The sequence below is a fragment of the Rhizobium sp. PAMB 3174 genome, assembly GCF_052908375.1.
Genome location: NZ_CM128608.1, coordinates 471,396 through 497,184 on the forward strand (window position 1 = coordinate 471,396; position 25,789 = coordinate 497,184).

At 62.9% G+C, this 25,789-nt stretch carries 22 protein-coding genes and 1 riboswitch; of the genes, 17 read left to right on the plus strand and 5 right to left on the minus strand.

All coding sequences use genetic code 11. The annotated features are described in order from the left end of the window. Positions 1-50: 50 nt before the first annotated feature. Positions 51-473, minus strand: a complete 423-nt coding sequence (locus ACU5AY_RS02295) for a tripartite tricarboxylate transporter permease (protein WP_446827828.1) — start codon at positions 471-473, stop codon at positions 51-53. A gap of 195 nt (positions 474-668) precedes the next feature. Between ACU5AY_RS02295 and ACU5AY_RS02300 the strand changes: the two genes are divergently transcribed. Both ACU5AY_RS02300 and ACU5AY_RS02305 read left to right on the plus strand, forming a co-directional pair. Further along, positions 669-1,424, plus strand: coding sequence for a TSUP family transporter (locus ACU5AY_RS02300; protein WP_446827829.1), 756 nt, complete (start codon positions 669-671; stop codon positions 1,422-1,424). Positions 1,425-1,489: 65 nt separating this feature from the next. After that, positions 1,490-2,242, plus strand: a complete 753-nt coding sequence (locus ACU5AY_RS02305) for an SDR family NAD(P)-dependent oxidoreductase (RefSeq protein ID WP_446827830.1) — start codon at positions 1,490-1,492, stop codon at positions 2,240-2,242. Positions 2,243-2,293: 51 nt separating this feature from the next. On the opposite strand, the gene tpa is transcribed toward ACU5AY_RS02305, so the two are convergent. From tpa to ACU5AY_RS02320, 3 genes are all read right to left on the minus strand, one after another. Then, on the minus strand, positions 2,294-3,709 hold the full coding sequence (tpa, locus tag ACU5AY_RS02310) for a hypotaurine--pyruvate aminotransferase Tpa (RefSeq protein ID WP_446827831.1): 1,416 nt from the start codon (positions 3,707-3,709) through the stop codon (positions 2,294-2,296). A 75-nt stretch (positions 3,710-3,784) separates the two neighbouring features. Then, positions 3,785-5,290 carry an aminotransferase-like domain-containing protein gene (locus tag ACU5AY_RS02315; protein WP_446827832.1) on the minus strand — a complete coding sequence of 502 codons (1,506 nt, stop codon included), beginning with the start codon at positions 5,288-5,290 and terminating at the stop codon, positions 3,785-3,787. Between the two features lie 59 nt (positions 5,291-5,349). Then, a complete protein-coding gene (locus tag ACU5AY_RS02320; RefSeq protein WP_446827833.1) occupies positions 5,350-6,249 on the minus strand; it encodes a LysR family transcriptional regulator in 900 nt (299 codons plus the stop codon). Between the two features lie 112 nt (positions 6,250-6,361). On the opposite strand from ACU5AY_RS02320, the gene ACU5AY_RS02325 reads away from it, so the two are divergent. The 15 genes from ACU5AY_RS02325 to atzF all read left to right on the plus strand — a co-directional run bounded on the left by ACU5AY_RS02325 (position 6,362) and on the right by atzF (position 24,232). Further along, positions 6,362-7,387, plus strand: a complete 1,026-nt coding sequence (locus ACU5AY_RS02325; protein WP_446827834.1) for a D-cysteine desulfhydrase — start codon at positions 6,362-6,364, stop codon at positions 7,385-7,387. Between the two features lie 12 nt (positions 7,388-7,399). Next, entirely contained in the window at positions 7,400-8,608 is a 1,209-nt protein-coding gene (locus ACU5AY_RS02330) for a DegT/DnrJ/EryC1/StrS family aminotransferase (RefSeq protein ID WP_446827835.1), read from the plus strand. After that, complete coding sequence (locus ACU5AY_RS02335) at positions 8,608-9,321, plus strand: aspartate/glutamate racemase family protein (protein ID WP_446827836.1); 714 nt, start codon at positions 8,608-8,610, stop codon at positions 9,319-9,321. The genes ACU5AY_RS02330 and ACU5AY_RS02335 overlap by 1 nt, the downstream gene beginning before the upstream one ends. 93 nt (positions 9,322-9,414) lie before the next feature. Then, positions 9,415-10,401, plus strand: a complete 987-nt coding sequence (gene tauA, locus ACU5AY_RS02340; RefSeq protein ID WP_446823183.1) for a taurine ABC transporter substrate-binding protein — start codon at positions 9,415-9,417, stop codon at positions 10,399-10,401. A 70-nt stretch (positions 10,402-10,471) separates the two neighbouring features. After that, positions 10,472-11,260 (plus strand): taurine ABC transporter ATP-binding protein, encoded by a 789-nt coding sequence (locus tag ACU5AY_RS02345; protein WP_446827837.1) that lies wholly within the window; start codon positions 10,472-10,474, stop codon positions 11,258-11,260. After that, complete coding sequence (locus ACU5AY_RS02350) at positions 11,257-12,156, plus strand: ABC transporter permease subunit (RefSeq protein WP_446827838.1); 900 nt, start codon at positions 11,257-11,259, stop codon at positions 12,154-12,156. The genes ACU5AY_RS02345 and ACU5AY_RS02350 overlap by 4 nt, the downstream gene beginning before the upstream one ends. 58 nt (positions 12,157-12,214) lie before the next feature. After that, complete coding sequence (hisD, locus tag ACU5AY_RS02355) at positions 12,215-13,519, plus strand: histidinol dehydrogenase (RefSeq protein ID WP_446827839.1); 1,305 nt, start codon at positions 12,215-12,217, stop codon at positions 13,517-13,519. Between the two features lie 5 nt (positions 13,520-13,524). Beyond that, positions 13,525-14,283 (plus strand): alpha/beta fold hydrolase, encoded by a 759-nt coding sequence (locus ACU5AY_RS02360; RefSeq protein WP_446827840.1) that lies wholly within the window; start codon positions 13,525-13,527, stop codon positions 14,281-14,283. Between the two features lie 138 nt (positions 14,284-14,421). Then, positions 14,422-14,534: riboswitch (guanidine-I (ykkC/yxkD leader) on the plus strand. Positions 14,535-14,607: 73 nt separating this feature from the next. Further along, on the plus strand, positions 14,608-15,681 hold the full coding sequence (locus ACU5AY_RS02365; RefSeq protein WP_446827841.1) for a putative urea ABC transporter substrate-binding protein: 1,074 nt from the start codon (positions 14,608-14,610) through the stop codon (positions 15,679-15,681). A 73-nt stretch (positions 15,682-15,754) separates the two neighbouring features. Next, positions 15,755-16,573 carry an ABC transporter permease gene (locus ACU5AY_RS02370; RefSeq protein ID WP_446827842.1) on the plus strand — a complete coding sequence of 273 codons (819 nt, stop codon included), beginning with the start codon at positions 15,755-15,757 and terminating at the stop codon, positions 16,571-16,573. Continuing rightward, positions 16,570-17,355, plus strand: a complete 786-nt coding sequence (locus tag ACU5AY_RS02375; protein WP_446823190.1) for an ABC transporter ATP-binding protein — start codon at positions 16,570-16,572, stop codon at positions 17,353-17,355. Before ACU5AY_RS02370 ends, ACU5AY_RS02375 begins: the two co-directional genes overlap by 4 nt. A 41-nt stretch (positions 17,356-17,396) precedes the next feature. Beyond that, a complete protein-coding gene (locus ACU5AY_RS02380) occupies positions 17,397-18,224 on the plus strand; it encodes an urea amidolyase associated protein UAAP1 (protein ID WP_446827843.1) in 828 nt (275 codons plus the stop codon). Between the two features lie 12 nt (positions 18,225-18,236). Beyond that, positions 18,237-18,887 (plus strand): urea amidolyase associated protein UAAP2, encoded by a 651-nt coding sequence (locus tag ACU5AY_RS02385; RefSeq protein WP_446827844.1) that lies wholly within the window; start codon positions 18,237-18,239, stop codon positions 18,885-18,887. A 3-nt stretch (positions 18,888-18,890) separates the two neighbouring features. Continuing rightward, positions 18,891-22,427, plus strand: coding sequence for an urea carboxylase (gene uca, locus ACU5AY_RS02390; RefSeq protein WP_446827845.1), 3,537 nt, complete (start codon positions 18,891-18,893; stop codon positions 22,425-22,427). Next, positions 22,427-24,232, plus strand: a complete 1,806-nt coding sequence (gene atzF, locus ACU5AY_RS02395) for an allophanate hydrolase (RefSeq protein ID WP_446827846.1) — start codon at positions 22,427-22,429, stop codon at positions 24,230-24,232. Before uca ends, atzF begins: the two co-directional genes overlap by 1 nt. 39 nt (positions 24,233-24,271) lie before the next feature. On the opposite strand, the gene ACU5AY_RS02400 is transcribed toward atzF, so the two are convergent. Continuing rightward, positions 24,272-25,456, minus strand: coding sequence for a GGDEF domain-containing protein (locus ACU5AY_RS02400; protein WP_446823195.1), 1,185 nt, complete (start codon positions 25,454-25,456; stop codon positions 24,272-24,274). Between the last annotated feature and the right edge of the window lie 333 nt (positions 25,457-25,789).

Below are 25,789 nucleotides of genomic sequence, written 5' to 3' on the forward strand. Positions count from 1 at the left end.
ATGGCCACAAACTTCGAACTCTTGATCGGCGGCCATCAAGTGGCCGCCGATCAGGCTGGACGTTTAACCGCATAGCTCCTCGCAACGACGAGATTGCCTCGACCGTTGCCGCCGTCTCGGTCGAGGACGCATTGAGGGCGGTCGCCGCGCCACATGCCGCTTATAGGCCGGGCTGGTCGGCCACTGTCCCACACGAAAGTCGCTAGCCCCCGCTGAAGGCCACCAAGCAGGAAGATGATGCTGGCCAGGCCGAAGACGGCGACCCAGAAGACTTCCGACGGTCCGAACAGCAAGGTAACCTTCGGCAGCGGCGGTGCGAGCACCATGAGTGCGATGCCGCTGGCGATGCCGCCGATCGAGGAGGACACCACGGCGACCTGCAGCGCAAAGCCGCCTTCGCCCTTTTGCGCCATCGGATAGCCGTCAAAGGTGGTGGCAACAGCGGCGGGCGTTCCGGGAATGCGCAGAAGCACGGCCGGAATGGCCCCGCCATACAGGCCGAGCGCCAGTGAAATCCGCCGCGTTCTTCTCAGACACCTGGCTGTTCCGCCACGCAGTCTGGTCCCATGAAGCCGGATGGCTGGTCCTGTACGATAGAGGCCGTCCATCCTAGAAGTGCAATGCGGTTGAAATTTCGGACAGCGTGCGCGGCTGGAACAGGACGGTGGATGGAGTTTCTTCCAAACAGCATGGTGTCATTCGGCGCGGCCTGCTACCGGGGCATTACCGGTTTCGGCTATGCCCTGATCATGGCCATCGGGGTTTTCGGCGCCGTATCGCCAAACCTGCTCGTACCGCTGATCCTCATCAACGACCTGGTCCTGACCATCCTCATTCTGGTCGATCGCAAGCATGGTGCTGTCGACTGGCCGGTGGCGCTGTTCCTGCTCTTTTTCGGCTTCTTCGGCGCCGTGTCCGGGGGATTGCTCGCAGGCTATCTGGACGAGGGGACCACGCGGCTGCTGATTGCGGTGGTCGTGTTCGTTGCCGCCCTCGTCGCCATGGTCCATGAGCCGCCCCGCTGGCTGTCGGGAAAGGCTGTCGGGGCCGTCACCAGTCTCGTGGTCGGTTTGTTGCTGGCGACGTTCGCCGTCGGCGGCCCGCTGATCGCCGTCTGGCTTCTCGCCGGCGGCACGCGGCGCGAGACGACGCGCGGAACGCTTGCCGTCTTCTTCGGGGCGGTCGATCTCTTCAGTATTTTGAGCCGGCTGTTCCTCGGGCAAATCGATCCGCAATTACCGTTGCAGGCGCTGGCCTATCTGCCCGTGACGATTGCCGGATATTATCTCGGACATTTCATCGGTCCGCGACTGAGCCAGAAGGCATGGGTCAGGGTCGGCGCCGGCGGCCTTGTGCTCATCGCGCTTGCCGGTGCCTTCAAGGCGCTCCAGATGCTTCACCTGGGCTTTGGACCAATCCACTGACGACGCCGTCAATCCAGGCGGTGGTCGCCCTTACTGACAAATTTGAACGACGGAAGGTTTGCAACATGACGAAAACCGCACTGATTACAGGGGCCACCTCCGGATTTGGCGACGCCATTGCCCGGCGATTTGCGCGGGAGGGCTGGAAGATCATCGTCACCGGCCGCCGCAAGGATCGGCTGGAGACCCTGGTGGATGCCCTCGGAGGACCGGAGTGGGTGTGCCCGCTGGTCTTCGATATCCGCGACGAGGCGGCCACGCGTGCAGCCCTGGCCGACATTCCGGAGGCCTTCAAGGAGATCGACGCGCTCATCAACAATGCCGGACTTGCGCTTGGTACCGGGCCGATCGATCAATGCGATCTCGGTGACTGGAAGGTGATGATCGATACCAATATCACCGGCCTCGTGACCATCAGCCGTCTCCTGATCGACACGCTGATCGACCGCAAGGGTCTAATCGTCAATCTGGCGTCGGTCGCCTCGAACTGGCCGTATCCGGGCGGCAATGTCTATGGCGGGACGAAAGCTTTTGTGCAGCAGTTCTCGCTCGGCCTGCGCTCCGACCTCTCGGGCAAAGGTGTGCGGGTGACCTCCATCGAGCCGGGACTGTCGGAAAGCGAATTCACGCTTGTGCGCACGGGTGGCGACAAGGCGGCCTATGACCGGCTTTATTCCGGTGCCGATCCGCTGCAGCCGGAGGATATCGCTGAGACGATCTACTGGGTGGCGTCACTGCCGGCACATGTGAACATCAACTCCGTTGAAATCATGCCGGTCAGCCAGTCCTGGGCGCCTTTCCAGGTCGCACGAAAATAGGGAGCAGGCAGAGCCTGCTCCCTTTCACGTGTCTGCGGATTGCAGCGGGGCCTATCCGAGAACCTTTGTCAGGGCGTTGTCGATGGCACCGGTGATGGCGTCGACATCGGCGGCGGTGACGATCAGGGCCGGGCTCAGGCACAAGGTATTGTTCATTCCGGGTACGGATCGGTTGGTCGCGCCGATGAGCACCCCTTGCGCCAAGCAATCGGCAACCACGGCCTGGACCTTCTTCTCCTCCAGCGGTTCCTTGGTCTTGCGGTCGGCAACCAGTTCCGCGCCGCAGAACAATCCGAGCCCACGCACATCGCCGATCACGGAGTGCTTTTCCTGCAGCGCGCGAAGATTGTCCAGCACACGGTTGCCCATGTTCGTCGTGTTCTCGAGCAGGTTTTCCTCCTCGATGATGCGCATGTTCTCAAGCGCCGCTGCCGGGCCGGAGACGCATCCGCCGAAGGTCGAGATATCGCGGAAATGCGACAGCGTGTCGGTCGGATCGTCCTTGAACATGTCGAAGATCTTTTCCGTCGTCACGGTGCAGGAAATGGCTGCGTAGCCGGAAGCCACGCCCTTGGCCATCGTGACGAAATCGGGCTCGATTCCGAAGTGCTGGTAACCGAACCATTTGCCGGTGCGTCCGACGCCGCAGACGACTTCGTCGATGTGCAGCAGGATATCGTATTTCCGGCAGATCTCCTGGACTCTCTCCCAGTAGCCCTTCGGCGGCACGATCACGCCACCGCCCGCCGTCACCGGTTCCAGGCAGAGGAGGCCGATCGTGTCGGGGCCTTCGCGCAGGATGACCTCTTCGATGGCATTGGCTGCCCGTTCGCCGTAGTTGTCGACGTCGCCCCACTGGCTGCGGTATTCGAGGCAGTGCGGCACTTCGACGAAGCCCTCGGGTAGAGGTCCGTACTGTGCCTTGCGCTCTTCCTGTCCGCCGGCAGCCAGGCACCCAAGCGTGGTGCCATGATAGTCGCGGTCGCGGTAGAGAATCTTGTACTTCTTGCCGCCGTGGTGACGATGGGAAATCTGCCGGACCATCTTGAAGACCTTCTCATTGGCCTCCGAGCCGGAGTTCGAATAGTAGACCCGGGTCATGCCGGGCATCTTGGTCATCAGCTTCTCGGCGAACAGCGCACTGGGCACCGAGCCCGCTGCACCGGCGAAATAGTTCAGCTTGACCAGCTGATCGCGAACGGCGTCGGCAATCGACGTGCGACCGTAGCCGACATTGACGGTCCACACGCCGCCCGACACGGCGTCGAGGAACTCGCGACCGGTCGCGTCCCACAGGCGCATGCCCTTGCCCTCGACGAACACGCGCGGGTCGACGGTTTCGAAAGGCTTGTGCTGGACGAGATGGTGCCACACATGCGCGCGGTCGGCTTCAATGACATGGCTCAGATCGTTGGGGTTGGCAGCGATGCCCATCTTGCGCTCCTTGGCGTTTCGTTGATACGGCATCTATAGCACGTGGCGTCGCCTTGCGGGCGGCATTCGGCGTTCTGGCTCCCTCAAAAGCCGAGTCTGGCTGGCGGGTCAGGACCGGCAGTCGGAGATGGCCTCGGAGAGCAGCGCAAGTCCCGGGCCGATGCGCTTTTCGGCAATCGCGGTGAAGCCCAGCCGAAAGAAGCGCCGGCCGGCTGCTGGATCGGCGAAGAAGGCCGCGCCCGGCTCGATCAGAACGCCTTTCTCACGCGCAACTCCGGCTAGCACCGCGCAGTCCACCCCTGGCGGAGCCTCGACCCAGAAATTCTTGGCGCCCGGACTGCGCTGCCAGTTGCAGTCGGACAGGCATTCGCCAAGCATCGCCGTCATGTGCTGGGCGCGCTTCTTCAGAACGGTGCTCATGCGGTCCATGTGCTGTCGATAATGGCCGAGGGCAAGGAAGGTTGCGAGGATGCGCTGATTGTTGATCGGCGGATGGCGCAGCAGAAGCCGGCGAAGAACGCGCAGCTCCTGGACGACGGAGGGGGGCGCGACGATGTAGCCGATGCGCAGGCCCGGCGCGAGCGCCTTGGAGAAGCTGCCCACGTAGACCACGCGACCCGTCCGATCGAGGCTTTTCAGGGACGGGACGTCCTGCAGCGGGTCGGTGGAAAGCCCGCCTTCATAGTCGTCTTCGACAATCAGGACATCGTCCGCCTCGGCGCGTTCGAGAAGCGCCTGGCGTCGTGAAAGCGGCATTGCGGATGTGGTCGGGCAATGATGGCTGACCGTCAGGAAGGCGATGTCGCAACGGCCGAAGGTGTCGTCGACAATGACGCCGTCGCCATCCATGTTGAGGTTCTGCCGGCCGCTGGAGGCGAGGTCTACCATGTTGCGCAGGTCGGCATAACCGGGGTCCTCGACGCCGGCAATCGTGTCGCGTCCGACCATCAGCTGCACCAGCATCGACAGTGCCTGCTGGGAGCCGAGCGTGACGATGATCTCGCCGGGATCGGCAAAGATGCCGCGTGACGGCAGGACCTGAACCCGCAACTGCTCGACGAGGTCCGGGTCGTCATCGTCCACCTGATCGCCTGCCCAGCCGTAGATTTCCTTGACGCTCGAGGTCACCCGGACCGCTTCGCGCCAGTTGTTGGTGGGGAATAGGGATGGGTCGAACTGTCCGAACACAAAGGGGTAGGGGAAGGCGAGCCAGTCGCGCGGCTTGTCGATCTGCCGCTGGAGCGAGGGGCGGATCGCGAAGCCCGCCTGCCAGCGCAAGGAGCCCGCCTCATCCCGGTGCCGGTCTGATGCGCGTTCCTGAACCGAAGGCGCGACATATATGCCCTGCCTTTCTGTCGCGACCAGAAAGCCTTCGTCCACCAGGGTCTGGTAGGCGCCGGTCACCGTGTTGCGCGCGACGTTGAGCAACGCCGCCAGTCTTCTGCTCGAAGGCAGCCGTGCCCCTGCCGTCAGCGTGCCGGTCTGGATGGCGTAGACCAGCGCGCGTCGGATCTGGACATTCAGCTCGACGCCGTTCCGGTCGATCCCTGAGAAGAGACGGGTCCAGACGATGTCCGGATGTGTCGGTGCTGACTTTGAGATTTTGAAGCTCATCGGTTCGGGTTGCGCGGCAGGGCTGGGCCCAGACGGTGTGTCGAATTAACCGGGTTGGGCTAGCTGGGGCAATGGTTCAGGATTTCCTCCCAGAGGAATTCCTCGATGTCCGTGTGCTTGCCGGCAAGCCTCAGGGCCGACACCGTCAGCACGGTTGACGGAAGGACGTCGCTCAGATCGAAAAGCAATCCGGCCTTGATGCTGTCGCGCGCAATGCTTTCGGGCACCCAGGCGATGCCGACGGCGTTGACGGCAAACTGCAGCGCGGCGAGCGTCAGGGCCGTCTCCACCTTGCGCCGGACGAATTCGCCGCTGCTGATTTGCGGCAGGAGTTCTTCGTTGAATATCCAGCCGAGGAAGGCATCGCTCGGATAGGCCACGATCGGGAGTTCGCCGCGGGCGTAGCAGTCATTGAGCAGGTTGAGGCTGCTGGTCGCGAAGACCGGAATGAAGCGCTCCGTGTCGATCTGGGCCCGCTCGAAATAGTCTTCCGCGCGGCTGTCCGCTTCCGCGGCGGATTCGTAGTTGAGCAGAAGGTCCGCCTGCTTCGTCATGAGCAGGGCCAGGCACTCGTCGCGGTTGGCCGAGCGCAGCCGGACACTCACGTCGATGCGCTTGGAAAGCGTCTCGACGATCGCGGGTGCGCGCGTGGCAGTGATGGCATGCTGGCTGGCGATGATGATGCGGTTGTTGGTTTCGCGACCGTGGCGGCGCAGCTCGTAGACCAGTTCCTTCGTCTGCGTGACAAGCCGCTTGATGTCTTCCTGCTGTGCCGAGATCGCCGACTTCAGGCCGACCGGTTTGCGGTCGCGGTCGAACAGTTCCGCACCGATATACTCCTCGATCGCACGGATCCGCCGTGAGAAGGCCGGCTGGGTAACGTTGCGGCGTGTGGCGGCCGCGTTGAACGAGCCGGTCTCGATGACGGCGACGATATCTTCCAGCCATTCCAGCCGCATGGAATTTCCCTAACATGCATTCTTTGCATAATAGGCGCAAAAAACGGCATTTGATCAAGGGCATTAATTGGGTTTCTTATGAATTATGCAATATTCATGAAGGTTGGTTCCCATGCATCTGTCTCGTTTCCCTCGTGTCCACCTGGCGCATCTGCCGACCCCGCTGGAGCCGCTGACGCGTCTTTCGGCCGAACTCGGCGGGCCGGAAATCTGGATCAAACGTGACGACTGCACGGGTCTTTCGACCGGTGGCAACAAGACCCGCAAGTTGGAATTCCTGATGGCGGAAGCTCAGGCCCAGGGCGCCGACATGGTCATGACGCAGGGCGCGACCCAGTCCAACCATGCGCGCCAGACCGCGGCGGCGGCGGCCAAGCTCGGTATGCAGTGCCACATCCTGCTTGAGGACCGGACCGGTTCGAACGATCCGAACTACAATGCCAACGGCAATGTCTTCCTCGACTATCTCCACGGCGCGACGGCGGAGAAGCGTACGGGCGGTCTCGACATGAACGCCGAAATGGAGGCGGTGGCCGACACCTTCCGCGCCAGTGGCAAAACCGTCTACACGATCCCCGGCGGCGGCTCCAATGCCACCGGCGCGCTCGGTTACGTCAACTGCGCCTTCGAACTGGTATATCAGGCCAATGAGCGCGGGCTGGTGATCGATCATCTGGTCCATGCGACGGGCAGCGCCGGCACGCAGGCCGGCCTTGTCGCCGGTCTGAAGGCCATCAATGCGAAGATCCCGCTGATGGGGATCGGCGTGCGTGCGCCGAAGCCGAAGCAGGAGGAAAATGTCTACAAGCTCGCATGCGCTACGGCGGAAAAGCTCGGGTGCCCTGGCGTTGTGGAGCGCGAGGATGTCGTCGCAAATACGGATTATGTCGGCCAGGGCTATGGCATTCCGACCGCCGAAACCATCAAGGCGATCGAGATGTTCGCCCAACTCGAAGGCATCCTTCTCGATCCGGTCTATTCCGGCAAGGGTGCCGCGGGGCTGATCGACTTGATCGGCAAGGGCGTCTTCAAGAAGGGTGAGCGGGTCGTGTTCCTGCACACGGGCGGATCGGCAGCGCTGTTCGGCTACACCGGTGCATTTTCCTTCGATCACGCTGCGCCGATCGCAGCCGAATAGGATAAAATTTCCATGGCGCCACAGCCGTTTACAGGGGCTTTTACGCAGCAGGAGCAGCTCGACGATGCTGCGATTGCCGCCGCCGTACGCGTCATGAAGACCGGGCGGCTGCACCGCTACAATACGGTTGCGGGCGAGACCTCGGAAGTGGCGCTGCTGGAAGCGGAGTTTGCGGCATGGCAGGGCGTACCATATTGCCTGGCATGCGCTTCCGGCGGCTATGCGATGCATGTTGCGCTTCTCGCAGCCGGCTTGCGGCCGGACGAGCCGGTGCTGACCAATGCCTTCACGCTTTCGCCGGTGCCGGGCGCCATCGTCAATGCGGGCGGAAAGCCGCTTCTCGTTGAATGCACGCGCGACCTTGTCATCGATCTGGAAGATCTGGAGCGCAAGGCCGTGTCTTCCGGCGCCCGTTTTCTGCTTCTCTCGCACATGCGCGGCCACATCGTCGACATGGACCGGATTGTTGCCATTGCCGACAAGTTCGGCATCTCGGTCATCGAGGACTGCGCGCACACCATGGGCGCGCAATGGGGCGGCAGGAAGAGCGGCAATTTCGGTCTCGCCGCCTGCTTCAGCACGCAGACCTACAAGCATATGAATTCGGGCGAGGGCGGTCTTCTGACCTCCGACGATCCGGAGTTCATGGCGAGAGCCATCATCCTGTCCGGCTCCTACATGCTCTATGAGCGTCATGGTGCCGCCCCGGAGATGCGCTACTTCGAACAGGTGCGGCTTGAAACGCCCAACTGCTCGGGCCGGATGGACAATCTGCGGGCGGCGATCCTCAGACCGCAGCTTGCGGGGCTGGAGGCCAATATCGCGCGCTGGAACGAGCGCTATCACACGATCGAAACGATCCTGCAGGGTTCCGGCCTGTTTCATCTTCCGGAGCGTCCCGCAGCGGAAAGTCCGGTCGGCAGTTCGATCCAGTTTCTGATCGAAGGCATATCGGAGGCGGATGCGCGACGGTTCGTCAGCGACGCGAAGGCGCTGGGTGTCGAGCTGAAATGGTTCGGCGACGCCAATCCCGTCGCTTTCACCAGCAACCACCACAGCTGGCGATTTCTCGACGACCAGCATTTGCCGCAGACGGATGAGGTTCTGTCCGGCGTGTTCGACATGCGTATACCGCTGACCTTCAGCCTCGACGACTGCGCCCATATCGCCGACATCATCGTCCATTGCGGGCGCTCGCTGTCGCTCAAGGGAGCCGCTTGATGGCAGGGGCAAGGTTCAGGCGGCGGATCGGCATTATCGGCGGCATGGGCCCCGAGGCGACGGCGCTGCTGATGAACCGGATCATCGCTGCCACCCCGGCCGAGGACGATGCCGATCATGTGCCGATGTTCGTCGACAACAATCCGCAAATTCCCTCGCGCATTGCAGCCCTCATCGAAGGCAAGGGCGAAGATCCGGGGCCGGTGATCGCCGGGATGGCATCGAGGCTCGAGGCTTTCGGCGCGGAAGCGCTCGCCATGCCGTGCAATACGGCGCACCACTATGCGGACCGGATTTGTGCCGCGGTGACGATCCCGTTCCTCGACATGGTGCAGCTTTCCGCTACGCGGATGGCTTCGCGGATGGGGGTCGGCGCAAAGATCGGCATGCTGGCGTCGCCGGCCGTGCGGATCACCGGCGTTTTCGACCGCGCGTTTGCCGGCACGGGTTGCCAGCCCTTCTACCTCAAGGATGACGCGCCTCTTCTGTCTCTCATCCGGCACATCAAGAAGGGCGGCAGCCTTCAGGAGGCGAACGCTTCCATGCTGCGCCTGTCGGAAAGCCTCCTGGATCAGGGGGCGGACAGTCTTCTGATCTCGTGTTCGGAGCTGTCGCTGGTTTCGGCGGCCGCGCCGCCGGACGCTTTTACACTGGATACCCTGGACGTTCTGGCGGAGGCCTGCGTGGCCTTCTCCACAGGCGAGGAGGGGTGATCCGATCCATACCTGCGGCCAGAGAAAAACAGCGGGGACTGGCCGCAGTCCCAACCAAAAGCCCGCATCAAACCAAAAAATCTGGAGAGTGGAATGTTTAGGACTTTATTGAGTGGTGCAGTCGCGGGCGTCATGACCGTGCTGATTTCCAGCTCCGCAATGGCGGAAACGATCATCATCGGCCACTTCGGCAATCCGACGCCGATGCAGCTCCTGGCGAGCTCCGATGCCATCCAGAAGGCCACCGGCTGGGACGTCGAATGGCGCAAGTTCGCGTCCGGCACCGACGTCATCGCGGCAATGGCCTCCGGCGACGTCGTGCTTTCGGAACTCGGTTCCTCGCCATTGGCGATTGCCACCAGTCAGGGCGTCGACATTCAGCTGATCGCCTTTTCCGACGTGATCGGCAGCGCGGAATCGCTGATCGTCAGCAGTTCGTCCGGCATCAAGACGCTCGCCGACCTCAAGGGCAAGCGCATCGCCGTGCCGGTCGGCTCGACCGCGCATTTTTCGCTGATCGGTGCGTTGAAGCATGAAGGGATCGCCGAAAGCGAAGTGACCATCATGAACATGCCGCCGGACCAGATCGCCGCCGCATGGCAGCAGAACGCCATCGACGCCGCATGGATCTGGCAGCCGGTGCAATCCGAAATCCTGAAGACGGGAACGCTTTTGCTCGGCGCCGACAAGACCGCGGAATGGGGCTACCCGACCTTCGACGCCTGGGTGGTCAACACCAAGTTCGGCGAGGAGAACAAGGACAAGATCGTCGCGTTCCTGAAGGAAGTCGATCGCGTCAACAAGTCCTATCTGGCGGATCCGGCCAAGTGGACCGTCGACAGCGAAGAGGTCAAGACCCTTGCATCCGCCACCGGTGCCGATCCGGCGCAGGTTCCGGAAATCCTGAAGGGCTTCACCTTCCTGCCGATGGCCGATCAGGTGTCCGACACATGGCTTGGCGGTGCTGCCAAGACGCTCAAGGGAACCGCAGACTTCCTGAAGTCCGCCGGCCGCATCGATGCGGTTGCCGACGACTATACGCCGTTCGTCAATTCCACCTATGCGGACGCTGCGAAGTAGCCCCACCGCAGTCCCGCATCCCCGGACCGAGGCTTTTGCCAAGGTCCGGGGAACAACAGGAGCATGACCCATGGTGCTGGAAATCAAGAATGCCTCCGTCATCTACCCCTTCGCAGGCGGCCGCGCGCCGGTGGAAGCGCTCAGAAAGATTGACCTCACGCTGGACGAAGGCGATTTCGTCGTTGCGCTCGGGGCTTCGGGTTGCGGCAAGTCGACCCTTCTCAGTCTGATCGCCGGCTTCCTGTCACCCACCAGCGGCGAAATTCTTCTCGACGGCCGCAGGGTGGAAGGGCCGGGGGCCGACCGGTCCGTGGTCTTCCAGAAGCACGCGCTGATGCCCTGGCTGAATGTGCGTGAAAACGTCGCCTTCGGCCTGAAACTGCAGGACCGGCCAAAGGCCGAGCGTGACAAGATCGCCGACGATTTCATCGCGCTCCTCGGGCTCAACGGCTTCGAGGAGTCGCCGATTTACGCCCTTTCGGGCGGCATGCAGCAGCGGATCGGCATTGCCCGGGCGCTGACCTGCGACCCGCGCGTGCTTTTGATGGACGAGCCGCTTGGCGCGCTCGATGCGCTGACACGCGAAAAGGCGCAGGAACTGATCCTGAAAATCTGGGAAAGCACCCGCAAGACGGTCTTCTTCATTACCCACAGCGTGGAAGAAGCCCTGTTCATGGGCACCAAGCTGATCGTGATGTCGCCGCGACCGGGGCGCATCACGCATCGTTTCGACCTGCCTTTCTCGCGCCGTTTCATCGAGGGTGCGAAGGCACGCGACATCAAGGCCTCAGCCGACTTCATCAAGCTTCGCGAAGAGGTGCTCGGCATCATCTTCGCCGACGAGGAGAATACAGCATGAGCGACGCCATCGAACAGAGCGCGGAAAGCGCAGCCGCAGAAACCAAATCCCGCCCCACGACCGTCAGCCTTATCGGACGCCTTTCAAAGGCGAAGGCGACGAGACCCGGGGAAACCTACGGTGTTCCCGGCCAGGGCGACACGCTGCTTTTGAGCATTGCGACGATACTGATCCTCATCGCCGTCTGGTGGCTGGTCACGGCCATGGGGTGGGTCAAGCCGCTCTTCGTGCCATCGCCCGGCGCCATCGTCTCCAAGTTTCTCTCGACGATCGAGTCAGGCTTCACCGGGACGTCGCTTCTCGTCCACATCGGGGTTTCCACCGGTCGGGTCTTCAGCGCCTTCATTCTCGCCTGCGCCATCGGTATTCCGCTGGGCCTGGCGATGGGCATGAGCCCGCTCATCCGCGGCATATTCGACCCTCCGATCGAGTTCTACCGGCCGATCCCGCCGCTGGCCTATCTGCCGCTGATGATCATCTGGTTCGGGATTGGCGAAACCTCCAAGGTTCTGCTGATATTCCTGTCGGTCTTTGCGCCGGTGGCGCTCGGTGCTCGCTCTGGCGTCAAGTCGGCGGCGATCGAGCAGATCCATGCGGCCTATTCCTTCGGCGCCAGCCGCTGGAAGGTCATGCGCTATGTGATCCTGCCCGCTGCCATGCCGGAAATCCTGACCGCGATGCGCATCGGCATCGGCTTTGGCTGGACGACGCTGGTCGCTGCCGAAATGGTCGCCGCGACCAAGGGGATCGGCTACATGGTGCTGTCTGCCTCGCAGTTCCTGCAGACGCCGACGGTCATCATGGGCATCATCATCATTGCCGCCATCGCCTACGCGTTCGACATGCTGATGCGCTTCATCGAGCACAAGCTGGTGCCGTGGAAGGGCAAGGCCTGATCGGCTTACCGATACTCACAACTCCTATCGTCCCGGCCCAGTCTCGAGGGAATGCCCAATGCCGCGTGTCTATCTGAAAAAGGCGGAGAAAACCGCCGAGAGCGATTCAGCCTCCGTTACCGAAACGGTACGGACGATCCTTGAGGAGATCGAGAAGGGCGGCGACGCCGCGGCGAGAGCCTATGCGGCGAAGTTCGATCGTTACGACGGAGAGATTGTGGTCGGTCGCGCCGCGATCGAAGCGGCAGCCGCCAGCCTGCCGCAGAAGGTCAAGGACGACATTCGCTTCGCCCACGACAATATCCGCAAGTTCGCCGAGGCGCAGAAGGCGACACTGACGGAAACGGAGATCGAGATCGTGCCGGGCCTTGTGGCCGGGCAGCGGGTCATTCCATGCCAGGCGGCGGGCTGTTATGTGCCGGGCGGTCGGTATAGCCATGTCGCCTCGGCCATCATGACGGTGACGACCGCGAAAGTCGCCGGCTGCGGCCACATTACCGTCTGCTCCCCGCCGCGCGCGGATGGCATTCACCCGGCCATTCTCTACACCGCCGACCTGTGCGGCGCCGATAGCATCCTCGCCATGGGCGGCGTGCAGGGCGTGGCCGCGATGGCATTCGGCCTGTTCGGCCAGCCGAAGTCCGATATTCTCGTCGGACCAGGCAATCAGTTCGTTGCCGAGGCCAAGCGGCTGCTCTTCGGCCGCGTCGGCATCGACATGCTGGCCGGGCCGACCGACAGTCTGATCGTGGCAGATGCTACCGCAGACCCTCAGATCGTTGCCGCCGACCTCGTTGGACAGGCGGAACACGGCTACAATTCTCCGGTCTGGCTGGTGACCGACAGTATGGAGCTGGCAGAGACAGTCATCAGGATCGTACCCGATTTCATCGAAACGCTGCCGGAACCGAACCGCGCCAGCGCGATCGCCGCCTGGCGTGATTATGCCGAGGTGATCGTCTGCGCGGATCGCGAGGAAGTGGCCGCGACTGCCGACGACTATGCGCCGGAGCATCTGAGCGTGCAGGCGGACGATCTGGACTGGTGGCTTGCGCGGCTCAAGTGCTACGGGTCGCTGTTCCTCGGCGAGGAAACGACGGTCGCCTATGGGGACAAGTCGGCCGGCCCCAATCACGTTCTGCCGACCTCCGGCGCCGCGCGATACACGGGCGGCCTGTCGGTGCACAAGTTCATGAAGGTGGTGACCTGGCAACGCGCGACGCAAGCCGGTTCCAGGCCGGTGGCGCTTGCGACGGCCCGCATTTCGCGGCTGGAGGGAATGGAGGGCCATGCCCGCACCGCGGATATCCGGCTGCGCAAATATTTCCCGGGCGAAAATTTCGACCTGTCGGCGGCCGAATAGAGCGCATGACCATGCTCACCCTGAAACAATCGGGAGAGAGCGGACCGCCGCTTGTCTTCGTGCATGGCTATCTCGGTGGCGCCGGCCTCTGGGACGGCCAGTTGCAGGCCTTCTCCGACAGCTTTCGCTGCATTGCCCTCAATCTCGCTGGTTTTGGAGACAGCGCCGGCCTGGTCGCGCCGGATACGATCGAGGGCCATGCGCGGCAGGTGCTCGACACGCTGACCGACGCGGGCATCGAGACCTTCCATCTCCTTGGACATTCCATGGGCGGCATGGTTGTCCAGCAGATGGCGGCGATGGCGCCCGAACGGATCAAGCGGCTGGTCCTCTACGGCACGGGTCCGGTCGGCATGCTGCCCGACCGTTTCGAAACGATCGACGTGTCGCGCCAGCGGCTGAAGGCCGAAGGGCTGCAGGCGACCGCCGCTCGCATTGCAGCCACATGGTTCGAAATGGGCGAACGGGCGGAGCGCTATCCGGTCTGTCTGGCAGAGGGGGCAAAGGCCACCATGCAGGCCGCTCTTGCCAGCCTCTCCGCCTGGGAGACATGGGACGGCTCGGACAATCTTGCGGCCTTTCCCATGCCGACTTTGGTGATCTGGGGCGACGGCGATCGCTCTTACGGCTGGGGCCAGCCGGAAAAGCTCTGGCGCACGATCCCCGACTGCCGGCTGGCCGTCGTCCCCGGTTGCGCACATATCGTGCACCTCGAAAAGCCCGACATCTTCAATGCGATTGTCAGGGATTTCCTCGACCAGTAGTTCATCGCATGTGCCCATAACTTGAGCGGTGAGCCTAAAAAGAGGACGACAGGCAATTTTCTTATACAAAACCAAACCATCATCGTTTTGAATTTATTGAAATTTCTGATTTGGCACCGAACTTGCTTCGTCTAATTCAGAGTTGGCCGCTAGGGTTCCGGCGCCTCATTTGAGGGCGTGACTGGTCCGAGAGCAGCCACCGGCAGGGAGACATCCTGTCGGGTGCACGGCGGGACAAAAGCCCGGGAGACCTCGTTAGCCAAGGGATTGGCGGCGTTGGTCTTTGCCGATCCCTTTTTGGAAAATGACAAAAGGGGAATACCAATGCAGACTTTCAAGCACATCCTTTCCATCACCGCTCTTTCGGCTTCGCTCGCTGTGGCAGCATTCGCGCCTGCGCATGCGGAAGCCAAGAAGGAGTTCAAGGTCGCCTGGTCGATCTATGTCGGCTGGATGCCGTGGGGCTATGCGGCGGACCATGGCATCGTCAAGAAGTGGGCGGACAAGTACGGCATCACCATAGATGTCACGCAGTTCAACGATTACGTCGAATCCATGAACCAGTATACGGCCGGCCAGTTCGACGCCGTGACGCTCACCAACATGGATGGCCTGTCGATCCCGGCTGCCGGCGGCGTCGACACGACTGCGGTCATCGTCGGCGATTTCTCGAACGGCAATGATGCCGTCATCCTGAAGGACAAGGACAAGTTCGAGGACATCAAGGGCCAGAAGGTCAACCTCGTCGAATTCTCCGTGTCGGAATATCTCCTGGCGCGCGGTCTTGAAAGCATCGGCATGAGCCAGAAGGACGTGACGATCGTCAATACGTCGGATGCCGACATGGTCGCCGCCTACAAGACGCCGGACGTGACGGCCGTGGTCACCTGGAACCCGCTGGTGTCGACCATTCTGGAAGAACCCGACGCTCACAAGGTCTTCGACAGCTCGCAGATCCCCGGCGAAATCATCGACCTCATGGTCGCCAATACCGACGTGCTGAAGGACAATCCGGATTTCGGCAAGGCGCTTGCGGGCATCTGGTACGACACGATGAAGGCGATGACGGGCGACAGCGACGAGGCCAAGGCCGCGCGCGAGGAAATGGGCAAGGCATCGGGCACCGACCTCGCCGGTTTTGACGCGCAGCTCGCCGCCACCAAGCTCTTCGACAAGCCGGAAGATGCGGTCAGCTTCACCACGTCTGCCGACCTTCCGAAGACCATGGACCACGTACGAAACTTCCTGTTCGAGAAGGGCCTGCTTGGCAGCGGTGCTGCCTCCGCGGACGTCATCGGCATCGAGATGCCCGATGGCTCCGTGCTCGGTGACAAGGGCAATGTGAAGCTCCGCTTCGCGACCACCTACATGGACGCCGCCGCCAAGGGCGCGCTCTAAGTCGGAACGGTATGACGGGGACCGGGCGCATAGCCGGTTGGTCCCCGTTGCCACTCGATCACCGGAGAGGACCATGCGCTGGATCAATACGCGCCCGTCGAACGGACTGAAGCTCGCGCTCGCGCTTCTGCCCTTCGCCGCACTGCTGATCGCCTACATGATAGGGTCGGCGGCGCGGCTGGCGGAAAACGCAAACGACAAGCTTCTGCCGAGCTTCGCGGGCTTTGCCGACGCCATCAATCGCATGGCCCTGATGGCGGATGCGCGCACCGGCGATTATCTGCTGTGGGCCGACACCGCGGCGAGCCTGACCCGGCTTTTCTCGGGCATCGGCATCGCGACTGCCATCGCGCTGGCGGTCGGCATGCTGATCGGCATGCTGCCCTATGTCCGGGCCTTTCTCGCTCCGTTCGTCGCCACCATTTCCATGGTGCCGCCGCTTGCGCTCCTGCCGATCCTGTTCATCATCATGGGCCTCGGCGAGGCGTCCAAGATCACGCTGATCGTCATCGGCGTGACGCCGATCATGATCCGCGACCTGGCGCTGAAGGCGCTGGAACTGCCGCGCGAGCAGATCATCAAGGCCGAGACGCTCGGCGGTTCGTCCTGGCAGATTGCGCTTCGCGTCGTGCTGCCGCAGATCCTGCCGCGGCTCTTCACCTGCGTGCGCCTGCAGCTCGGGCCTGCCTGGCTGTTCCTGATCGCCGCCGAAGCCATCTCGTCGGATGCCGGTCTCGGTTACCGTATCTTCCTCGTCCGCCGCTATCTGGCGATGGATGTGATCTTTCCCTACGTCGTCTGGATCACGCTGCTCGCCGTCGGGACCGACCTGATCCTCGACCGGCTGCGCATCGCCATCTTCCCCTGGTCCGACCTGGAGAAGAACGCATGAGCCGGCTGGTCATCGACAAGGTCTGGAAGGAATACGGCGACCAGATCGTTCTGGAAAACGTCTCCATCGAGATAGAATCCCGCGCCTTCGTCGCGCTTGTCGGCCCGTCGGGCTGCGGCAAGACGACATTCCTGCGCATGCTGCTTGGCCAGGAGCGCCAGACGCGCGGCACGATCCTGATGGACGGCGAGCCCTTGCCGCAGGAACCGGGACCCGACCGAGGCGTCGTGTTCCAACGCTATTCGGTCTTTCCGCACCTGACCGTCCTCGGCAATGTGCTGATCGGCAAGGAAATGACGAAAGCCGGCGTGACAGCCAGGCTGTTTGGCGCCGCGCGCCGGGCGGCAATCGACGAGGCGCGGGAGCTGATTGCCGAGGTCGGGCTTGCGCATGCCCAAGACAAGTATCCGGCGCAGCTTTCCGGCGGCATGCAGCAGCGCCTCGCTCTGGCACAGGCCCTGATCATGAAGCCGAAGGTGCTGTTGCTCGACGAGCCCTTCGGCGCGCTCGATCCCGGGATCCGTGCCGAGATCCATCAGCTGATGAAACGGCTCTGGCACGAAAACCCGATGACGGTTGTGATGGTCACGCACGACATGCGCGAGGCCTTCACGCTGGCAACCCGGGTCGTCGCCTTCGAGCGTCTGCGCGACCGGCCGGAGGAAAAGCTCCGCTACGGCGCGACGATTACTCGCGACATTGCGATCTGGCCGCCGCGCAAGGCTGGCCAGGCGTCTCTCATTCGGCCTGACCGGGACGGCCCGGTTCTGCAAGGCCAATAGCCGGGACGGCCCGGCCAACTTGATGATGAAGGAGAAGAACCGTGCACATCAGACGTTCTCCGGAAGAAATCGCCGCCAACCGCGCGCGCTATGAAGAGCATCAGAAGAAGGGGCTCGAATTCGCCCCGAAGGCGCTGCCGGGCAAAAGCCCGTTGCCGGCGCCTGAAATCGCTGCCGACAGGATCGTTCACCGCGAAGTCATACCCGGCGGCTGGTACTGGTCGACGAAGGTGAAGAAGAACGAGGTCCTGCGCGTCAGCCTCGAAGACGGCTTCTCGACGCTTTCGTTGGTTGCCTGGAATGCCAGCGATCCGTCCGAACGGCTGAACCTGCCCGATACGGTGAAGCTGCAATGGACCACTGGGCTTGGCAAGGGCAGGGTGATCTTCTCCGACATGGGCAAGGTGATGTTCTCGATCGTCGAGGACACGTCCGGCGCCCATGACTGCCTGATGGGCGGTTCTACCGCCAGCTCGAATGCGAAGAAATATGCGACCGCCAACAGCCAGGCGACGCGTAATACGCGCGACAACTTCATCATCGCGGCGACCAAGCTCGGTCTCGACAAGCGCGACCTGCCGGCAGCGCTCGCGCTTTTCGCGCCGGTTCGGGTGGACAGCGAAGGTCGCTTCGTCTGGAAGCCGGAGCTTCTGAACGGGGCCGACTATGTCGAGCTCCGGGCGGAGATGGACATGGCCGTCGTCTTTTCCAACTGCCCGCATCCCCTTGATCCGAATCCTGCCTATGCCCCGAATGCGGTGACCGTCGCCCGCATTGCCGCAAGCGAACCGGCGGCGGACGACCTCTGCCGGACGGCAACCGCCGAAGCCGTTCGCGGCTTCGAGAACAACGCCTTTTCGGAAGCCTGAGGGGAGGACACCATGACCGATTTCGTTGCAACATCGCCCGCCCGCACACCCGAGAATGCGGTTCAGGACCATTACATTCCGGCCGAAGCGCCGTTTTCGACTTTCGTGAAGAAAGGGCAGATCCTGCGCATCGAGGACAGCTACGGCCAGCAGGCCGTCGATACGCTGTTCTATAACGCGACTGATTTTTCCGAGCGCTATTCCAACCAGGAGACCATGCGCGAGCAGGGCGCAGCCTACATCACCACCGGCACGAAGATCATGTCGAGCGAAGGCCGGATCATGGCCACCATGACCGCCGACAGTTGCGGCCGGCACGACACGTCCGCCGGCGCCTGCTCCTGCGAGAGCAATACCGTTCGTTTCGGCCATGGCACGAAGTACCTGCATGCCTGCCGCGACAACTTTGTCATCGAGGTCTCGAAGCACGGGATGAGCAAGCGGGACGTGGCGCCTAACATCAACTTCTTCATGAACGTGCCGATCGAACCCGACGGCAAGATGACGATCGTCGACGGCATTTCCGCGCCCGGCGACTACGTGGAGATGAAGGCGGAGATGGACGTGCTGCTAGTCATCTCCAACTGCCCGCAGATCAACAACCCCTGCAACGGCTTCGATCCGACACCGATCCGCGTCCTTGTCTGGGACGATGAGGCCTGAGCCATGTTCAAAAAGGTGCTCATTGCCAACCGCGGCGAAATCGCGGTCAGGATCATCCGTACGCTGAAGAAACTCGGCATCGCCTCGGTTGCCGTCCATTCGGATGCCGATCGTTTCTCGAAAGCCGTTCTGATGGCCGACGAAGCCGTCCGGCTCGGTCCCGCGCCGGCGGCTGAAAGCTATCTCGACGTCGATGCCGTCGTCGCCGTCTGCAAGGCGACGGGGGCGGAGGCCGTCCATCCCGGCTATGGCTTCCTGTCGGAGAATATCGGCTTTGCCGAGCGGCTGAAGGCGGAGGGTATCGCCTTCATCGGCCCGAAGCCTGAAAACATCTCGGCCTTCGGGCTGAAGCACACGGCGCGCGAACTTGCCAAGGCGAGCGGCGTTCCCTTGCTGCCGGGCTCGGATTTGCTCGACAGCGCCGATGCGGCCCTCGAAGCCGCCGAGGCGATCGGTTATCCGGTCATGCTGAAGTCGACCGCCGGCGGCGGCGGCATCGGCATGCAGCTCTGCGCCGATGCGGGCGCCCTGAAATCGGCCTTCGAGAGCGTCCAGCGCACGGCGCGCGCGAGCTTCGGCGATGCCCGCGTCTATCTTGAACGCTTCGTCGCCAAGGCCCGCCATGTCGAGGTGCAGATCTTCGGCGACGGCAAGGGCAGGGTGATCGCGCTCGGCGAGCGTGATTGCTCGCTGCAGCGGCGGAACCAGAAGGTGATCGAGGAGACGCCGGCGCCGGGATTGTCCGACGCGGTCCGCAGGCGTCTGCACGCGGCGGCAATCTCGCTCGGCGAAAAGGTCGCCTATGCTTCCGCCGGCACTGTGGAGTTCATCTACGATCCGGCCCGCGAGGAATTCTACTTCCTTGAGGTCAATACGCGCCTGCAGGTCGAGCATCCCGTCACCGAAGCCGTGTTCGGGATCGATCTCGTCGAATGGATGATCCGCCAGGCGGCCGGCGAGGACGTGCTGAGCGGAAACGAGATCCTGACGCCGCAAGGTGCCGCCATAGAGGCGCGCATCTACGCGGAGATGCCGCATGCGGATTTCCGGCCGAGTGCAGGCCTTTTGACCGAGGTCGTCTTTCCGTCCGACGTGCGCGTCGATGGATGGATCGAGACCGGGACGGAGGTCACGCCCTATTACGACCCGATGCTCGCCAAGCTGATTGTTTCGGGTGAAGACCGTTCTTCGGCGATCGCTGCACTGGAAAAGGCGCTCGACGGCACGTCCCTTTGCGGCATCGAGACCAATCTCGACTATCTGAAGGCGATTGCCGCCTCGGACCTGTTCGGCCAAGGCGATGTCGCCACGACGGCGCTGAAGGATTTCGACTTCGTGCCGGACGTGATCGAGGTGATCGCTCCCGGCGCGCAGTCGAGCCTTCAGGAACTGCCCGGCCGTCTCGGCCTCTGGCATGTCGGCGTGCCGCCGTCCGGTCCTATGGACGACTATTCCTTCCGCCACGCCAACCGTCTCGTCGGCAATCATGACGAGACGGCTGCGCTGGAGCTGACGGTTTCCGGTCCTGTGCTGAAATTCTTCTCCGACGTCACCGTTGCCCTTGCCGGTGCACGGATGCCGATGAAGCTCGATGGCGAGCCGGTGCCGCATGATGCGGCCTTCGGCGTTAAAGCCGGCCAGACGCTGGCAATCGGTGCGATCGACGGGCCGGGCCAGCGCGCCTATCTGGCCGTTGCCGGCGGGTTTGCCGCCCCGGTGGTCCTCGGTTCGCGTGCAACCTTCGGCCTTGGTCAGTTCGGCGGCAACGCCACTGGCACGCTGAAGGCCGGCCATGTGCTCAGGCTTGCACGCACCTCCCAAGCCGGTGTCGTGCCCGCCGGCAAGCCGGCGCCGCTCACGCGGGAATGGCAGGTGGGCGTCGTCTACGGTCCGCACGGCGCGCCGGACTTCTTTCTTGAGGAAGATATCGAGACGCTGTTTGCGACCGAATACGAGGTGCATTTCAATTCCGCGCGTACGGGCGTCAGGCTGATGGGGCCGGCGCCGAAATGGGCGCGCGAGGATGGCGGCGAGGCCGGTCTTCATCCCTCCAACCTGCACGACAATGCCTATGCCATCGGCGCGATCGACTTTACCGGCGACATGCCGATCATCCTCGGCCCGGACGGGCCGAGCCTCGGCGGATTCGTCTGCCCGGCGGTGATTGCCCGCGACGAGCAGTGGAAGATGGGCCAGTTCAAGCCGGGCGACAAGATCCGCTTTCATGCGGTGTCCCGGACCGACGATGCGGTGGCCGGCCCGATGGTCATAGGCATCGGTGAAAAGGCGGGCTCGCCGATCGTCGGCGGCAGCGACGAAGGCGAGGTGCCGGTCGTCTACCGGCGGCAGGGCGACGACAACCTGCTCATAGAATACGGGTCGATGCAGCTTTCGATCGGGCTCAGGTTGCGCGCCCATCTGCTGATGCAGGCTCTTCAGCAAGAGAAAGTGCCCGGCCTTGTCGACCTGACGCCGGGCATCCGCTCGCTGCAGGTTCATTATGACGGCACGGCGTTGACGCGCTCCCGCCTCGTTGGGCTGCTTGGCGAAATCGAGGCCTCGCTGCCGTCGATCAACGCGGTGAAGGTTCCGAGCCGCACGGTGTGGCTGCCGCTCTCCTGGAACGATCCGGATGCCGAACTGGCGATGCGCAAGTACCAGGAACTGGTTCGTCCGAACGCGCCCTGGTGCCCATCCAATATCGAGTTCATCCGCCGGATCAACGGGCTCGCCGACGAAGAGGCGGTGAAGCAGACGATCTTCGATGCGAGCTATCTGGTCATGGGGGTCGGCGACGTCTATCTCGGCGCGCCGGTGGCGACACCGCTCGATCCGCGTCAGCGGCTGGTGACGACCAAGTACAATCCTGCCCGCACCTGGACGCCGGAAAACGCGGTCGGCATCGGCGGCGCCTACATGTGCATCTACGGCATGGAAGGCCCCGGCGGCTACCAGCTGTTCGGCCGCACCATCCAGATGTGGAACACCTGGCGGCAGACGCCGGTCTTCGGCCACGGCAAGCCCTGGCTTCTCGATTTCTTCGACCAGGTCCGCTTCTTCCCGTTCAGCCACGCCGAGCTGACGGAGGCGCGAGCGGCCTTCCCGCATGGCGGCTACCCGATCCGTATAGACGACGGCACGTTTTCCTACGCGGAATACGAGGCCGGGATCGCGGCCAATGCCGCGTCGATCGCCACCTTCAAGGCAAGCCAGCAGGCGGCGTTCGAAGCCGAACGGCGGCGCTGGAAGGAGCAAGGCCTCGACAGTTTCACCGTCGACGAGGGCCCTGGTCACCATGCCGGCGGGGATATTCCGGAGGGTTGCTTCGGTGTCGAGAGCGCCGTGCCGGGCAATGTCTGGAAGGTTCTCGTCGAGGAAGGCCAGACCGTGGCGGCGGGCGAAACGCTCGCCATCATCGAATCCATGAAAATGGAAATCACGATCACTGCCCATGCTGCCGGCCGCGTGAAGGAACTGCGCGCCGGAGCCGGGCGAAACGTAAGAGCCGGCGATGTGCTGGCCGTGCTTGAGGACATCTGATGCTGCCCGAAATTCTCGACCTTTCATCTATTCGCGACGCCTATGCCAACGGAATGACGCCGCTCGATCTCGTCGAAGAGGTGATCGCCCGCTGCAACGCCTCCGACGATCCGGCGATCTTCATCACCCGTGCGCCGGACGATATGCTTCGTTCTGCCGCCCGAGAGCTGATGGCGCGCGCGCCGGAGCCGAACTCGCTGCCGCTATGGGGCATTCCGTTTGCGGTGAAGGACAATATCGACGTCGCCGGGCTGCCGACGACGGCGGCTTGCCCGGCCTACGAATACAGCCCAGAGACGGATGCGACCTTGATCGTCCGGCTGAAGGCCGCCGGCGCGCTGGTGGTCGGCAAGACCAATCTCGACCAGTTCGCGACCGGCCTCAACGGCACGCGCTCGCCCTATGGCGCACCGCGTTGCGTCTTCGATAAGGCCTATGTTTCCGGCGGCTCCAGCTCGGGCTCCGCCATCGCCATGGCCTCCGGCCTGGTCGCCTTTTCGCTCGGGACGGATACGGCCGGTTCGGGCCGTGTACCCGCCGCCTTCAACAATCTGATCGGTATCAAGCCGACGCCGGGACTGGTGCCGAACACCGGCGTCATTCCCGCCTGCCGCAGTGTCGATGTGGTGACCGTCTTTGCCGCGACCGTCGGTGACGGCATTGCCGTGCGCAAGGTGATGGAGGGCTATGACGCCGCCGATCCGTTCTCGACTGAGGCCGTCCCCGTCGGCTTGCCGGCATCTGGCCTCCGTATCGGCGTCCTCGACGGCGCAGAGCGCGAGTTCTACGGCAACAAGGCCTACGAGGCGTTATACGATGCCGCAATCGAGCGGGCGAAATCCTTGGGCGCCACCATCGTTCCCTTCGACTATGCGCCGTTCCGCGAGGCGGCCGAGCTTCTCTACAACGGCCCATGGGTGGCCGAACGCCTAGCTGCGGTGAAGGATTTCATCGCCACCAATGCCGATGACTTCGACCCGACGGTGCGCACCATCATCGAGGGCGCCAAGGCTTATGACGCCGTTGCGACCTTCGAGGGCAAGTACAAGCTTGAAGCGTTGCGCCAGAAGGCGAAAGTCGAGTGGTCCAAGGTCGATGTGCTGATGCTGCCGACGTCGCCGACGACCTACACTGTGGAGGAAATGCAGGCCGATCCGATCGCGAAGAACGGTCATTTCGGCCGCTACACCAACTTCGCCAATCTGTTCGGCTATGCCGGCATTGCCATTCCCGCCGGCTTCGATGCGGACGGCCACCTGCCGTCCGGCGTGACGCTGATTGGTCCGGGCTTCTCCGATGATGCGCTCGCCCCCTTCGCCGATCAGATGCACCGGACGCTTGCCGCCGGCATGGGCAAGGACAAGACGGCCGCAATCTCCGAGGCGAGCCGCATCCTGCCCGCGGATGACGGCATGATCTCCATCATGGTCGTCGGCGCCCATCTGACCGGCATGCCGCTGAACCACGAACTGACCGGTCCGGGCGGTGTTTTGGTCAAGACCTGCCGAACGGCGGGCGACTACCGGCTCTTTGTCCTGCCAAACACCACGCCGCCAAAGCCGGGCCTGATCCGCGAACCGGGCTTCGCTGGCAAGGGTCTGGAGGTCGAGGTCTGGAAGCTGCCGCCCGCCGCCTTCGGCAAGTTCGTCGCCAATATCCCGGCGCCGCTCGGCATCGGCAAGATCACGCTCGATGACGGATCGCAGGTCTCGGGCTTCCTGTGCGAGGTCCACGCCGTTTCCGGCGCTCGCGAGATCACCGAACTCGGCGGCTGGCGGGCTTATATCAAGGAGCTGCGCGGCTAAACACGTTCGCCGGATAGCGGTGCCGGGGGCACCGGGCCTTTATGGCGCCGCGCTGCCCTTGGCTTCCACCCGTTCGACCTGGTGCAGAAAGTCGGCTATCTGCACACGATTTCGGCCATCGCGCTTGGCGCGGTACAGCGCGGCATCGGCGAGGTTCAGGACGATCTCGAAGCTGTCGGTCTCCGGCGTCCCAAAGGCGATGCCGGCGCTGGCCGTGCAGCGCACGCTCGTCTCCCCGATCCGAATTTCACGGGATGCAAACCTGCGCAAAATATCGCCCGCGACCCGCTCTGCCCTGGCCGGCAACGTGTTGGTGAGGACAATGGCGAACTCCTCGCCCCCCAGACGGGCCACGATCTCCTGGCCTTCGACACCATTGTTCAGTTCCTCGGCGAATATCCTGATCACCATGTCGCCGGCTGCATGGCCATGCTGGTCGTTGATCGACTTGAACAGGTCGATGTCAAAAGTGACGACTGCAGTCTTCGTGTCGATCGGTCGGCCGGAAACATGCTCGAATAGCGCGCGACGGTTGAGCAGGCCGGTCAGCAGGTCGGTGTTTGCCTCATGGCGGTGCCTTGCCGCGAGTCGCCACTGATGGAGCGCGAGCGACAACGCGCCAATACCGGACATGCCGGCAACGCAGATCGCTAGATTGAGATTTTCCGCCCAGTTCTCCGGGGCATGGCCGAGAACCCACTGGCGCCGACTGAGGAGGACGGCAGCGCAAAGTGCGAACGAAATTCCGCTGAGAATGTAGAGAAAGACCATTCCGGTCAGCGGTCCGGGCGCCTCCGCGCGGGCGCGCCAGTACTGCCACCCGGTGCCGATTAGCAGTGCGGCCGTGGCGGTGTTCATCAAGATGAATCCCACCCCGTCCAGACCCCACAGGATCAACGCGAGGCCGGGTACGATCGTGGCGACCGCGAGAGCGGATGACAGCATCCAGGGGCTGCGACCGGTTCTGAACTGCACGGATCCGGCATAGATCGTGCTGAAGCCCGCCATCAGGCTGGCATAGGCGAGACATGCCCTGAGAACGCCGGTTTCCAGTGTGTAGTCGCTGAAGATGAAGATGCCGACGATGATGAAAAAGAGGGCGACGACCAGCGTCAGGAGGAAGGAATCCGCGCGTCGCGAAACCCAGGTTCCGAGAAGAGTCAGCATCAGGCAGATCGCCGAGAAGCCCAGGGCGAGGAGAAGGGAATTGTAATCAAGCATCATGCCGGGCGCGCTCTTCAGCGTGAAATAACCACATCTCTCACGCGGCGCACATTAGCCACCGCCTCTATCAAACCAGTTACCTGAATTATTAAAATGCTAAAAAATACCCGAACGATAACGTGCCGGATTTCAGCACAGGCGCAATCGATACCCTGACAGAATACTCTTTCCAGAACGTTTCGAACTCCAGGATGTCGCTACAAAAGCAGATCAGGAAGAGGACAGCAAGCGGAAGGCCGCGTTGGGTGAGAAACCGTTGCCTTCTCAAAGCGCTGACGGCGGGCCCCCGCCGCGTAGTGCCGACCGATAGCGGGGTGGTTCTCGTCTCGAAAA